Genomic DNA, 13,272 nt, shown 5'->3' with positions numbered 1-13,272 from the left:
TTGGTGTCTTCGTGTCTTCGCGTCTTCTGCGCCGCCCTACTGCCCCAGCACCTGCCGCAGCCGCGCATCGGCGGCGCTCACCGCGTCGGCGGGCGGCATGCGGCCCTCCAGCACCTGGCGCTGCATCTGCCACACCTCGTCGCGCAGCGCATCCTGGCTGGGCGTGTTGGGCAGCGGCTGGCCCGCCTCGGCCTGCTGGCGGAACACCCTGGCCGCCGCCAGCAGCGCGTCGTCGCCATCCAGCTTCAGCGCCGAGCTGGCGGGCTGCATCCCCGCGCCCAGCAGCTCGCGCTGGGCCTCGTCGCTGGCCATGTAGGCCAGGAACTCGGCGGCGGCCCGCTGGTCGGCGGCGCTGGCCCGAGCCGAGATGCCCAGCACCGTGCTCTGCACATACGGCACCGGCGCACGCCCCGTCTCGCTGAGCGCGGGCAGCGCGGCCACCCCCAGCTGGTCACCCCATAGCTGGCGGTAGTCGGCCAGCTGGTGCGCCCAGCCGAAGGTCATCATCACCTGGCCGTTCTTGATCGCGCGGTCGATCTCGATATTGCTGTAGGGTCGCGCCATCGCCCGCTGGTCGGCGTTCAGGCCAGCCACCCAGGCCAGCCAGCGCTCGGCCCCCGCCCGCCCGCTGCTGGCCAGCGCCACCCCGCCCGCGTCATCGAACAGCCGCCCATCGAAGGCGTAGAGGTAGCCGATCGTGGCCTCGACCGACAGGTTCAGCGCCAGCCCCCAGCGCGGCGGCGCGGCGCTCGGGTCGCTCAGGCCGTGGGCCAGATCGAGCATGTCGGCGGTGGTGGCGGGCACGGCCAGCACATTCGCGCGGTTGTAGAGCAGCGCCAGCGTATCGAAGGCCACCGGCTGGCCGTACAGGTGCAGCTTACCATCGCGCCCTGTGGCCCTGGCCGCGCCCAGCGCCGCAGGCACCAGCCCCCGCTGGGCATCCTCGCCCACCAGCGCATCCAGCGGCAGCAGCACATCATCCGCCAGTGCGCCCACCATATTGCTGGGCAGCAGCACCATGTGCGGCGCGCTGCCCGCCGCGCTAGCCGCCCGCATGTCGCCCGACAACGAGGCCAGCGGCACCGACTGCGCAAACACGCGGCTGGCCGGGTGCTGCTGGTTGTAGCGGCTCACCAGGCGGGCCAGCGCCTGCCGCTGCGCCCCCGCCAGCCCGTGCCACAGCACCAGCGTGGCGCTGGCGGCGGGCTGGCTGGTGCTGGCCGGGGCCGGGCCAGCGCCCCCACCCGCGCAGCCCGACAGCGCGGCGAGCAGCACAAACAGCAGCAAGGCAGATCGGACATGGTGGGAAACAGCCACAGTTCAGCTCCAATGGCCAGCGCGCACAAAAAGGCAGCCCCACGGCAAGCGTGGCGCTGCTTCCGCAGGCGTGTCGCGCGGCGACAGAAGGGTTTGTCGCCGGATTATAGCACGGCGTCGCGGCGGGCCGCAACATCACACAAAGGCACACAGTTTTACCGCCACGACTCCAAGGGAACCATTAACCACGAAGACGCGAAGGCACGAAGCTTTTTACCACCACGACTCCCAGATGAATTATGGCAACGCGCCAGCTTTACCCACCCGGCCCATGCGGCGAAGGTGCCACTCACACAAACTGGCCATATGCACCAACACCAGCCGCCAGCGAACAGCAGAGGAACGCTCAACATTGGGGGTTCCAACGGGGCATCGCCCCCTGGCGGGGTTCACAGGGGCTGGCCCCTGTGCGCCGCCCGCGCAGGGCACGCACCCACTCTCCACGAAAACCCACCATCATCATACACGCACACGATCGCCCTGACCCACAACAAGCACTATGAAAAAGAAGCCCGCCACCTATCGCCCGCAGCCAGCTGCGCCGCCGCCCCGATCTGCTGGCCGCGCTGGGGATGTAGGGCGCAAAAAAGCGGGGGCCATAGGCCCCCGCCTGCCGCACAGCCGTGCGCGCTACGCCTTGGGCGCAGTCGAGATCGAAGACTCGGAGACCATGGTGGCGGGCAGCACCTCCGCCGACTCGCGGGCGCGCCAGCAGGCCGCAAAGTGGCCATCGCCATAGTTCACAAACGGCGGCTCCTCCACCTTGCACTGGTCGATCGCGATCGGGCAGCGCGTGTGGAAGCGGCAGCCGCTCGGCGGGTTCAGCGGGCTGGGCACATCACCCTCCAGGATGATGCGCTTGCGCTGCTTCTCGACCTGCGGGTCGGGGATGGGCACCGCCGAGAGCAGCGCCTGGGTGTAGGGGTGCATGGGTGCCGAGTACAGCTTGCTGCCCTCGGCCAGCTCCACCACCTTGCCCAGGTACATCACCGCCACGCGGTCGCTGATGTGCTTCACCACCGCCAGGCCGTGGGCGATGAACAGGTAGGTCAGGCCCAGCTTCTCCTGCAGATCCTCCAGCAGGTTGATCACCTGGGCCTGGATCGACACGTCGAGCGCCGACACCGGCTCGTCGCAGACGATGAAATCTGGCTCGACGGCCAGGGCGCGGGCCACGCCGATGCGCTGGCGCTGGCCGCCCGAGAACTCGTGGGGGTAGCGGTTCACGAAATAGGGGTTCAGGCCCACCAGCTCCAGCAGCTCCTGCACGCGGGTGTTCACATCCTTGCCCTGGCGCAGGTTGTGCACCCGCAGCGGCTCGGCCACGATATCGCCCACGGTCATGCGCGGGTTGAGCGAGGCGTAGGGATCCTGGAAGATCATCTGCACCTTGCGGCGCATCTTGCGCATCTCTGCGCCCTTCAGCTTCGTCAGATCGGTGCCCTGGAACAGCACCTCGCCGCTGGTGGGGCGGTAGAGCTGCAGGATGGCGCGGCCCGTGGTCGACTTGCCGCAGCCCGACTCGCCCACCAGGCCCAGGGTCTCGCCGCGATGCACATCGAAGCTCACGCCATCTACGGCCTTCACCGCCCCCACCTGGCGCTGCACAATAATGCCCTTATTGACGGGGAAGTGCATCTTCAGATCGCGCACCTCGAGAAGGGTCTCGCCGGACGGCGCTGCACTCTCGCCCGCCCCGTTTGTCTGTGTGGTCATGTACGTAACCTCGATTGAGGGTAGCAATCCCTCAGATGTGATTTCAACTGGTTTCCATTGTACACGAGCGCGGCCATGCGGCTAGAGTGCCTCGGTGGTCGCGGCGCTCTCGGGGATGGGCGTCTCCAGGGTGATATCGAACAGGCACGCGGCGTTATGGTTCGACTCCACGGTGCGCAGCGCGGGCACCTCGGCGTCGCAGCGGCCCGGCACGAAGTAGTCGCAGCGCGCGCTGAAGGGGCAGATCTGGGGCAGCGTGATAAGATCCGGCGGAAGGCCCCGGATGGGGTTAAGTTTGCGGCCATCCCGCTCATCGAGGCGTGGGATGGAGCGCAGCAGGCCGATGGTGTAGGGCATGCGCGGGTTCGCGAAGATCTGCTGGGTGGGGCCTTCCTCCACCACGCGGCCAGCGTACATCACCTGCACGCGGTCGGCCATGCCGGCCACCACCCCCAGGTCGTGGGTGATGATGATCACGGCGGTGCCCAGCTCGCTCTTCAGGCGGTTGATCAGCTCAAGGATCTGGGCCTGGATCGTCACATCGAGCGCGGTGGTCGGCTCATCGGCGATCAGCAGCTCGGGGTTGCACGAGAGCGCCATGGCGATCATCACGCGCTGGCGCATGCCGCCAGAGAACTGGTGGGGGTAGTCATCCAGGCGGCGGCCCGGCGAGGGGATGCCGACCATGCCCAGCAGCTCGGTGGCGCGGTTGCGGGCCTCGCGCCCGTTCATCTTCATGTGCAGCTCAAGCGACTCGGTGATCTGGCGACCGATGGTGAGCACCGGGTTGAGCGAGGTCATGGGGTCCTGGAAGATCATGGCGATCCGGTTGCCCCGGATCTTGCGCATCTCGTCCTCGCTTTTCTCCAGCAGATCCTCGCCGTCGAAGATGATGCTGCCGCCGGTGATCTTGCCGGGCGGGTTGGGGATGAGGCGCATGATCGACAGCGAGGTCACGCTCTTGCCCGAGCCAGACTCACCGACGATCCCGAGGGTCTCGCCACGGTCGACGCTGAAGGACACGTTGTTCACGGCCTTCACCACGCCATCCTGGGTTTTAAACTGGGTCTCCAGGTTGCGAACTTCAAGTAGTGGCATTGCAGCAGTCCTTATCGTACGGTCAAAACAGCAGCGGCGCGCGGGGCCTGCTGTTGGAAATGCTGTTAGGAGTCACGCGGGTCGAGCGCATCGCGCAGGCCATCGCCGATCGAGGTGAAGGCCAGCATCGTCAGCGAGATGCAGATCACCGGGAAGACCAGCGGCCACGGGTTGGATGTGATGCTGGCGTAGCCATCGTTGAGCAGCACGCCCCAGCTGGTGGGGAAGGGGTTGGCCTCATCCACCGAGGGGCGCATGCCCACGCCGATCACGGTGAGGGTGGCCTCGGAGAGGATGGCCCCCGGGATGGCGAACGACAGCGAGACGATCACCGGCGCAAGCGCGTTCGGCAGCAGGTGCTTGAACAGGATGTTGCGCCGCGACACGCCGATGGTGCGGGCCGCCTCGATAAACTCCTTCTGCTTGAGCGAGAGCACCTGACCGCGCACCAGGCGGGCTAGGCCCGTCCAGCCCACCGCCGCCAGCGCCAGGAACACCAGCAGCAGGCCGTTGAAGGTCTGGCCGATCGCCGTCTCGCGGAAGGCCACGTTCACGGTGATCAGGAACAGCAGGTCGGGGAAGGCGGTGACGATATCGGTAAGCCGCATCAAGAAGTTGTCGGTGAAGCCGCCCACGAAGCCCGCGATCAGGCCCACCGTCACGCCGATCAGCAGCACGAAGGTGGTGGGGATGAGGCCCACGATCAGCGACACGCGGGTGCCGAAGATCAGGCGGGTCAGCAGGTCGCGGCCCAGGGCGTCGGTGCCCAGCGGGTAGGCCGGGCTGCCCGAGGTGGCGGGGTTGCCGGTATTCACCCACATGGGCGGGCGCAGGCTATTGCCCGACTCCTGGTGCACCGGGTTGTAGGGCGTCAGGTGGTCGGCGAAGATCGCCACCAGGATCATCAGAGCGATGAAGACCATGCCGGCCACGGCGGCCTTGTTATTGGTGAGCCGCCGCCACGCGTCGCGCCAGAGGCTGCGAGGCTTGCGCTCGGCCTGTACAAAGTTCGGTTGAGAGAGCGCCCGTGCGTCTGTTGCCATATGCTTCCTCTACGAGAGTGAGATGCGCGGGTCGGCCACGCCGTACAGCAGATCGACGATCAGATTCATCAGGATCAGGATGAAGCAGTAGAACAGGGTCATGCCCAGGATCATCGAGTAGTCGCGCGCGCCCACCGCCGCCACAAAGTCGCGGCCCATGCCGGGCACCTGGAAGATTAGCTCGGTGAACAGCGTGCCGGTCACCAGGCCGGCCAGCATCGGGCCGGAAATGGTGATGATCGGCAGCAGCGCGTTCTTCACGATGTGGCCCCAGACCACGCGCATGTCGGCCAGGCCCTTGGCGCGCGCCGTGCGCACGTAATCCTGGCGCTTCACCTCAAGCACGCTGCTGCGGGCGATCCTGGCGATATAGCCCATAGAGCTGAGGCCCAGCGTGAGCGTGGGCAAGATCCACGGGCGTATCGGGTCATCCCAGTTGGAGAGCACCGTGAACCAATTGAGCCAGCTGGCAAACACCAGCAGCAGCAGGTATCCCAAGATCAGCGATGAGAGCGAGTAGAAGGCGGTGGCAGTAAACAGAACAATATAGTCAATCCAAGTATTTTGTTTCAGAGCAGCCAGAACCCCCAGCGGAACGCCTATCAGCAGCGCAAAAATAAATGCCTGGATGCCCAGACGCGCCGAGTAGTAGAACTTGCTTGGCTTCTCTTTTGTCCCTTTGAAGATCTCATCCTGGACGGTGCGGCGGCCCTGCGAGCGGTAGGTCGGCCCAAGGTTGCCGCTGATCGCGCCCCACACCACCTTGTTCTGGCCAGTCTTGGTATCTTTCTCTACATCAAAGAACATGTAGCGCAGAAACTGCCGCCAGACCGGCAGATCCATGCCAAATTTTGCGCGGAGGACACGCTCGGTGCCGGGGTTCATTCTGCGCCCCTGCTCGGGGTTGCGATCAAAAGGCCCGCCAGGGGTGATCTGCGCCATGGTGAATGTGACCAGACCGACCACGACCAGCACAGGTATAAACCATAGCAGGCGACGAATAATATATGCCGTCATAGGTGTTCCCTCGGTGTTTGCGTGAAATGAAATCGGCTTCCCTATGGGTTTCCGGCCTATCGAGCAGGTGGCGGATATACGCCCACAAAAAAGCAGGATACCAGGGACGCGGGCAGGCCCACGCCCCTGGCCAAAAGACTACTCGGTCACTTCAACGTTCGGCAGGTTGTAGCCGCCGGGCATGAAGTCGAGCGGCGTGGTGTCGGCGGTGGCGATGCCCTTCACATACGGCTTGGTCAGGTTCTTGCCCGACGAGTAGTACATGAACGTCACCGGGGCCTCATCCAGCAGGATATCGCTGGCCTGCTTGTAGAGGGCGGCGCGCTTGGTGGGGTCATCCTCGCGGTCGGCCTGCTCGGTCAGCTTATCGAACTCGGCGTTCGAGAAGCTGGTATCCTTGGCCGACGAGGTGCCGGTCTTGAACACCGACGAGTAGTAGTTCTGCGGATCTGGGTAGTCCGGGCCCCAGCCGAGGAAGAACATCTGCGGGGTGGTCTCGGGCGAGTCGAACAGCGCCGAGTAGGCGTTGGGGTCCACCGGGTCAAGCTTCACGTCGATGCCGAGGTTCTGCTTGAGCTGGTTGGCCATCCACTCGAAGCGCGCCTGGTTGCGGGCGCTCTGGTTGTAGGTCAGCTTGATCTCGGGCAGGCCCTTGCCCTCGGGGTAGCCAGCGGCGGCCAGCAGCTCCTTGGCCTTGGCGGCGTCGAAGGCGTAGGGCTTCTCGCCCTCCAGGTGGCCGGGGATGCCCGGCGGGATGAAGGTGTAGCCCGGGATGCCGATGCCGCCCAGCACGTCCTTCACATACGACTCGCGGTCGAACGCGTAGGAGAAGGCCTGGCGAACACCCTTGTTGTCGAAGGGCGCGACCTTGGTGTTGTAGCCCAGGTAGTACGAGTAGCGCGGCTTGGCGTCTTCCAGCTGGCTCTTCAGCGTGGCGTCGGCCTCGACCGCCGTCAGGTCCTCGCGCGAGATACCCACGGTATCAAGCTCGCCGTTCTTGTAGGCCTCGAAGGCCACCTGGCCCTCGGTGATCATCTTGTGTACGACCTTCTTGAGCTTCACCGGGCCAAGCGGGCCGTTGTAGTTGGGGTTCGGCTCCCACACGGCCTCGTTGTTGTGGTCCCACTCTACCAGCTTGAAGGGGCCGTTACCGATGAAGGTCTCGGGCTCGTACCACCAGTTCTCGCCCGTCTCCACATCCTGCTGGCGAACCGGAGCGCCGACCCACAGGGCCGCGATCGACAGGAAGTAGGGGGTCGGGGCGTTGAGTGTGACCTCAAGGGTGCTGTCATCCACCGCCTTCACACCCACGCCGTCGCGCAGCGCCTGCAGGTCAAGCTCCAGCGCGTCGGTCATGGTCTTGGTCGAGCCGCTGGCATCGGCGCAGCTGGTCACCGCGTACTCGCTGTAGCCCTTGATCAGGCCGCAGCCGATCCACTGGTACTGGCCAGCCAGCTCGGGGTTGGCCAGGCGCTTCCACGCGTACTCGAAGTCCTTCATGGTCAGCGGGCTGCCATCGGAGTACTTCGAATCAGGGCGGAGCTTAAAGGTGTAGACCGTGCCGTCCGCCGAGACATCCACGCTCTCGGCCTGGCCAGGAACCGGCTCGAGGTTCTTGTCGAAGCTCATCAGCGGCTGGTAGTTCATCATGCCGAACGTGATCTCGTCGCTGAACGACATCACCTGCGGGTCGGCGGTCGAAGGCTCGCCGCCCAGGTTGTAGCGCAGCACGCCGGGCTCGTGCGCGGCCTCGGTGCCGCCGGTGGTGGGGGCCGCGGTGGCGGCGGCCTCGCTGGTGGCGGCGGGGGCCTCGGTGGCGGCGGGGGCCTCGGTGGCGGCGGCCCCGGTGGTGGCGGCCGGCACGCTGGTGGCGGGGGTGGATGCGCTACCACCGCCGCTGCAGGCGGCCAGCAGCGGCAGCATCAGCGCGGCTGCGGTTGCCGAGGCAAGCCCGCCGCGAAGAGTAAGTCGCTTCATAGACTATCAGCTCCTTCGTTCAAGCATCTGTCCGTAGCTCTACGGAAACCCTGATTCAATCTGCGGTCATCGTGCCAATATGTGGTGGGCGAGTTCGATCCTCCCATCATCTAGCAGCCCCAGCTGGGGGGCGCAGTCGGCATATCTCAGCGACGCAGGCGCGTCGGGCGCTATCGCACCGGGCTCATGCTCATAAACTGGGTGAATTCCAGCGTGTGCCACTGGCAGCGCAGCTGCCACTCGCGATGAACATGAAACGATGTGTAGGACCACAGCAGATCCTGATCGCAGCGCTGCCGATAGCCCCTCGCCTGCTCGCGGATGGCCGCCCAGACCCGGCCATAGTCCGGCGCGTGGTCGGCATCCTCGCGAAGGGCCCTGCGGAACAGCACATCTACCTCATCTGAGCCACTGTTTGTCCCCATAGAAAACCCTATGATGAAGCGCACAATGAGCAGCCAGCGCCACCGTACCAGGCCATAAGCCTATATCAAAGCCGAGCGTCTACCTTCGATGGCAAACACCCTGCCAGGCGGTATTGTGGGCATCACAGTTGAGAGATGTACTGAAGGAAGACCTGCAGCGTCCTCTCGCCATCGCCGCTACAGCACGATGCGGCGATGGCGGCCAGCCAGCTCAGCCAACAGAAGCCTAGCTCTCGCGCGGGTCAAGCGCATCGCGCAGACCATCGCCAATAAAGGTAAATGCCATGGTCAGCATCGCCACCGCGATACACGGCGCGATCAGCATCCACGGCTGCGACTGCCACGATTTCGAGCCATCCAAGATCATATTGCCCCAGCTCGAAGGGAAAGGGTTGGCCGGGTCGCTGCTGGGCACCACGCCGATGCCCAGGTAGCTGAGCGTCGCCTCGGTGATGATCGCGCCCGGCATGATCAGCGCGCCCGCCACAATGATCGGGGCCAGCGTGTTGGGGAACAGGTGGCGTAGAATGATCTGCGAGTTGGTGGTGCCGATCGTGCGCGCCGCCTCGATAAACTCCTTCTCCTTCAGCGAGAGGATCTGGCCGCGCACCAGGCGGGCCACGCCCGTCCAGTTTACGATCGAGAGCGTCACAAACAGCAGCACCAGGCCGTTCAGCATCTTGCCAAAGGGTGTATCGCGGAACGAGATCTGCATAATGATGAAGAACAGCAGCGCAGGGAAGGCGTAGACCACATCCGCAATGCGCATCAGCACATCATCCACCCAGCCGCCGCTGAAGCCCGCCACCAGCCCGATCGTCACCCCGAACAGCAGCGTGAGCAGCATGGGGATAAAGCCGATGATCAGCGAGATGCGGGTGCCGAAGATCAGGCGGCTGTAGACATCGCGCCCGATCGAGTCGGTGCCCAGCGGATACTTCCAGTCGCCGGCGCGCATGGGGTTCTTGTCCTCGATCCAGGCGGCCTTACGGTACTGGCCAGCCTCGCGCACGTTGTCGCTCTTCACCGGGTTGTGCGGCGCGATCGCGGGAGCGCCGATCGCCACGAAGGCCAGAAAGATGATATAGACAATGCCAACCATGGCCATTTTATTTTTGCGCAGCCGCCGGAGCGCATCGCTCCACAGGCTACGTGGCTTGCGGGTTGGCTCAAGCGTCGCTACGGCTGGCTCGCCGCTACCAACAGCTGTCTGCGAGGGGGTAACCATCGTGTCCACTCCTTACGAGCGCTGCGAACGAATACGTGGATCGAGGACACCGTAGCTCAGGTCGACCGTGAGGTTCGCAATCGCAACCAGCAAAGCGTAGAACAGGGTCACACCCATGATCAACGAATAATCACGGCTGCGGATCGAATCCACAAACGAGTAGCCCAGGCCGGGCACGCCAAAGATATTTTCAATAATAAACGACCCCGTGACCAGGTCGGCGATCGCGGGGCCGAGGATGGTGATCACAGGGATGAGGCTGTTGCGCAGCATGTGGCGGGCGATCACCGGCAGGTCGGCCAGGCCCTTGGCGCGGGCCGTGCGGATGTAGTCCTGGCGCTTCACCTCAAGCATGCTGCTGCGGGTCAGGCGAGTGATGTAGGCCATGGTGCCCAGGCCCAGCACCAGGCCGGGCAGCAGGTAGGCCACGCCAAAGCCCTGCCACTCCTCGGGGCGGCGCAGGGGCGGCACGCTAAACACCGAGCTGAGGAAGATCACCAGCAGCACGCCGATGATAAAGGTGGGGACCGAGACGCCGATGGTGGCCAGAAATAGGCTGATGTAGTCTACCCAGGTGTTCTGGCGCAGCGCGCCGAGGATACCCAGCGGCAGGCCGACCAGCACGGCGAACAGCACGGCCACGAGGCCGATCTTCACCGAGAAGGGGAAGCGCTGCTGGATCACATCCTGCACATCCTCGGTGCCCTTCGAGGAAAAGGTGGGGCCAAGATCGCCCCGAACAGCATTGAACAAATAGTTAAAAAACTGAGAATCAACATACGAGCGACCCAAAACAAACGGGTTACGCTCGCCGCTGGCCCATTTCTGCCCCACCGCGTCGGGGTTGACCCACGCGGGCTTGTCGAGGCCAAATTTCGCATCAAGGGCAGCCTTTGTCGAAGCCGCGAGAGGTTTTTCGGTATCCCATGGCCCGCCAGGCGCACGGTGCATCAAGATGAATGTCACAACGGCGACCGTCAAGAGCACTGGGAAAATCCACAGCGTTCGTCGCACAAAAAACTGAAACATGCGCGGCCTCTGTTTTTACAACTACGTGAGCGCCCCCCTTCCCCACCAGTACGGGAAGGAAGAGGGGCGCGACACGAACAATTGGGTTTAGCGGCTAACGTCCAGGGTCAGCAGCGAACCCCACTGGCCCGGGAACTCCGAGTCGGCAGAGGTCGTCTTGTAGCCCGTCACCTCGGGCTTGACCAGGAAGACATTGGCGTTGCTGTAGGCGAAGGGCGAGGGCAGATCGTCGATCAGCATCTGGCCGGCCTGCTTGATCAGCTCGACGCGCTTGGCCTGATCCAGCTCGACATCGCCCTGCTTCATCAGCGCATCCAGCTCGGGGCTGCTGTAGCCAATGCGCTTGGCGAAGGCCTCGCTGTTCCAGTAGGTGGTCAGCCAGTTCTGGGCATCCGGGTAGTCCTGGAACCAGTTGGTGCAGAAGAGGCAGACCTGCGGGTAGGTGGCGTTGTCCTTGCGGGCGGCGTTGATGGCCTTGCCCTCCTGGGGATCCAGGGTGGCGTTCACGCCCAGGATATCGCGCAGCTGGCCAGCCAGCCACTCGATGCGGGGGGTCACCGCCGGGTCGTCGGCGTTGTAGCTCAGCTTGATCTCGGGGAGCTTGTCGGCGCTGCCGTAGGTCGACTCGGCGAGGGCCTGCTTGGCCTTCTCGGGGTCGAACTTGTAGGGCTGATCGGTGATCGCGCCCGCCAGGTCGGTGGGCAGCCAGCTGTAGGCGGCCACGCAGTCGCCGTTGCGCAGCGTCTCGCAGAAGGTGTCGCGGTCGAAGGCGTAGGCGAAGGCCTCGCGGACCTTCTTGTCCTCAAACGGCGCGATCTTCAGGTTGAAGCCCCAGGCGTAGGTGTTGGCGCCAGGGTAGATCTTCAGCTCGTTGCTGAGGACGGTATCCTCCTTGATGGCCGGGAGCTGGGTCGAGTCGGGCTGGATGATGTCCAGCTGGCCCGCCTTGTAGGCCTCCAGCGCCACCGAGGTGTCGCCCTGGTAGATGAACTCGATGCCATCGAGCTTGGGCTTGCCGCTCCAGTAGTTCTCGTTGGCCTTGAACGCGGCCAGCTGGCCCTCGTCATAGGTCACGATCTGGAACGGGCCGTTGCCGATCTGCTTGGTCGGGTCTTTCCACCAGGCCTCGCCGCCAGCGGCGATCAGGTCTTTCTTGGCCGGGTACATCACCCAGAGGCCGGCGATGTAGGGGTAGTAGGGGGCCGGGTTGGTCAGCTTCAGCACCAGGGTCTTGTCGTCGGGGGTCTGCACACCCTCGGTGGTCAGCTTGGTGCGGCCCGCCTCAAGCGCTGCGGTGTCGGTCATCGGGGCCGAGGCGAAATCCTGGCAGCCGACGATCTCGAACAGGATGGCCTGGTACTCGCCAGCGGTGGCCGGGTCGCAGGTGCGCTCGATCGAGTAGGCGAAGTCCTTCGAGGTCAGCGCCGATCCGTCGCTGTACTTCAGGCCGTCGTGCAGGGTGAAGGTGATCTGGTCGCCAGCCTCGTTGAACTCCCACTTCTCGGCAGCGGCCGGGGCGGGCTTCAGGCTATCGTCCAGCTTGGTCAGGCCCTCGTAGTTCAGCTCCAGCAGGGCGATCTCGTTCGAGACCGAGGACTTCTGGGGGTCGAGCACGTCGGGGGTGCTGATCTGCTGGATGCGCAGCACCTTGCCCGTGAGGGCACCGGCGACGGGGGCAACAGGGGCCTCGGTGGCGGCAGCAGGGGCCTCGGTGGCGGCGGCAGGGGCCTCGGTGGTGGCCGGTGCCTCGGCGGCAGCCGATGCGGCGGGCGCGGTGGTAGCAGGGGCGGTCGTGTTTGCGGGGCCGCCGCAAGCCGCGAACAGCGGCAGGGCCAGCGCCAGCAGTGTCGCCGAGGCGACGCCGCTGTGAAGGTTAAAGCGCTTCATGTAAGCTGAACTCCTTCTGAAAGCATCTGTATCCGTAGTCGTTCACGGATCTCCCACATAAACCCTTCATCGCCTTATGAATAGCCTATGCTCGATAGGTGCCTTGGCCTGTGCCGTAGATTGCTACGGCCTTTCGCCCGAGGGAAAAACACAACGGCAGTGGTGCAGACTGCCGTGGCGCGCTCAGCGTATCGGTCGAAATGCGGGAAAAAGCAGAATATCAAGCATAAGATGTTCACCGAAAAGATCCGGGGTGTAACGTGCCCCAAGTTCAGCAAGTTTCCATGGCCGCCGTGGCCTGCTCGCCTGCGGATTCTCGGTGATGCGCCGCCGGATGCGGTTCCATACCCTGCTATAGGCGAGATCCCCTATTTTAGGATAGCGCAAAGCGTTGTGCAGCAGCACATCGATATCGCTGTCATGGCGATATTCTTCTAGAATCCGTTTACTGCTCGTATCGTCGTCGATATGTGGTGACACAGCTTTGGTGGTGGTCGAATGTTAACATGGCGTTTACCTATTGTCAAACCTATCT

General features: G+C 64.4%; 11 protein-coding genes. All 11 read right to left on the bottom strand.

Going from position 1 to position 13,272, the window contains the following annotated elements:
- Positions 1 to 36: 36 nt before the first annotated feature.
- Positions 37 to 1,317: an extracellular solute-binding protein gene (locus F8S13_03865; GenBank protein ID KAB8144979.1), complete on the bottom strand. Its 1,281-nt coding sequence runs from the start codon at positions 1,315 to 1,317 to the stop codon at positions 37 to 39.
- A gap of 630 nt (positions 1,318 to 1,947) precedes the next feature.
- Positions 1,948 to 3,033, bottom strand: coding sequence for a dipeptide ABC transporter ATP-binding protein (locus tag F8S13_03860; protein ID KAB8144978.1), 1,086 nt, complete (start codon positions 3,031 to 3,033; stop codon positions 1,948 to 1,950).
- An 81-nt stretch (positions 3,034 to 3,114) separates the two neighbouring features.
- Positions 3,115 to 4,131 carry an ABC transporter ATP-binding protein gene (locus F8S13_03855; GenBank protein ID KAB8144977.1) on the bottom strand — a complete coding sequence of 339 codons (1,017 nt, stop codon included), beginning with the start codon at positions 4,129 to 4,131 and terminating at the stop codon, positions 3,115 to 3,117.
- A gap of 65 nt (positions 4,132 to 4,196) precedes the next feature.
- Complete coding sequence (locus F8S13_03850) at positions 4,197 to 5,174, bottom strand: ABC transporter permease (GenBank protein KAB8144976.1); 978 nt, start codon at positions 5,172 to 5,174, stop codon at positions 4,197 to 4,199.
- Positions 5,175 to 5,183: 9 nt separating this feature from the next.
- Positions 5,184 to 6,191, bottom strand: a complete 1,008-nt coding sequence (locus F8S13_03845; protein KAB8144975.1) for an ABC transporter permease — start codon at positions 6,189 to 6,191, stop codon at positions 5,184 to 5,186.
- Positions 6,192 to 6,329: 138 nt separating this feature from the next.
- Positions 6,330 to 8,168: a peptide ABC transporter substrate-binding protein gene (locus F8S13_03840; GenBank protein ID KAB8144974.1), complete on the bottom strand. Its 1,839-nt coding sequence runs from the start codon at positions 8,166 to 8,168 to the stop codon at positions 6,330 to 6,332.
- Positions 8,169 to 8,338: 170 nt separating this feature from the next.
- On the bottom strand, positions 8,339 to 8,560 hold the full coding sequence (locus tag F8S13_03835) for a hypothetical protein (protein ID KAB8144973.1): 222 nt from the start codon (positions 8,558 to 8,560) through the stop codon (positions 8,339 to 8,341).
- Between the two features lie 259 nt (positions 8,561 to 8,819).
- A complete protein-coding gene (locus tag F8S13_03830; protein KAB8144972.1) occupies positions 8,820 to 9,821 on the bottom strand; it encodes an ABC transporter permease in 1,002 nt (333 codons plus the stop codon).
- A 12-nt stretch (positions 9,822 to 9,833) separates the two neighbouring features.
- A complete protein-coding gene (locus F8S13_03825; protein ID KAB8144971.1) occupies positions 9,834 to 10,850 on the bottom strand; it encodes an ABC transporter permease in 1,017 nt (338 codons plus the stop codon).
- An 87-nt stretch (positions 10,851 to 10,937) separates the two neighbouring features.
- Positions 10,938 to 12,737 carry a peptide ABC transporter substrate-binding protein gene (locus tag F8S13_03820; GenBank protein KAB8144970.1) on the bottom strand — a complete coding sequence of 600 codons (1,800 nt, stop codon included), beginning with the start codon at positions 12,735 to 12,737 and terminating at the stop codon, positions 10,938 to 10,940.
- A 183-nt stretch (positions 12,738 to 12,920) separates the two neighbouring features.
- Positions 12,921 to 13,217, bottom strand: coding sequence for a hypothetical protein (locus tag F8S13_03815; GenBank protein ID KAB8144969.1), 297 nt, complete (start codon positions 13,215 to 13,217; stop codon positions 12,921 to 12,923).
- Between the last annotated feature and the right edge of the window lie 55 nt (positions 13,218 to 13,272).

The sequence above is a fragment of the Chloroflexia bacterium SDU3-3 genome (assembly GCA_009268125.1).
Lineage (GTDB): Bacteria > Chloroflexota > Chloroflexia > Chloroflexales > Roseiflexaceae > SDU3-3.
This window is presented reverse-complemented; position numbering and strand designations above follow the sequence as displayed.

Bases quoted from the DNA above. Each gene is read 5' to 3' on its own strand.
- F8S13_03820 (KAB8144970.1), bottom strand. From the start codon at position 12,737: ATGAAGCGCTTTAACCTTCACAGCGGCGTCGCCTCGGCGACACTGCTG.
- F8S13_03850 (KAB8144976.1), bottom strand. From the start codon at position 5,174: ATGGCAACAGACGCACGGGCGCTCTCTCAACCGAACTTTGTACAGGCC.
- F8S13_03860 (KAB8144978.1), bottom strand. From the start codon at position 3,033: ATGACCACACAGACAAACGGGGCGGGCGAGAGTGCAGCGCCGTCCGGC.
- F8S13_03855 (KAB8144977.1), bottom strand. From the start codon at position 4,131: ATGCCACTACTTGAAGTTCGCAACCTGGAGACCCAGTTTAAAACCCAG.
- F8S13_03845 (KAB8144975.1), bottom strand. From the start codon at position 6,191: ATGACGGCATATATTATTCGTCGCCTGCTATGGTTTATACCTGTGCTG.
- F8S13_03840 (KAB8144974.1), bottom strand. From the start codon at position 8,168: ATGAAGCGACTTACTCTTCGCGGCGGGCTTGCCTCGGCAACCGCAGCC.
- F8S13_03830 (KAB8144972.1), bottom strand. From the start codon at position 9,821: ATGGTTACCCCCTCGCAGACAGCTGTTGGTAGCGGCGAGCCAGCCGTA.
- F8S13_03825 (KAB8144971.1), bottom strand. From the start codon at position 10,850: ATGTTTCAGTTTTTTGTGCGACGAACGCTGTGGATTTTCCCAGTGCTC.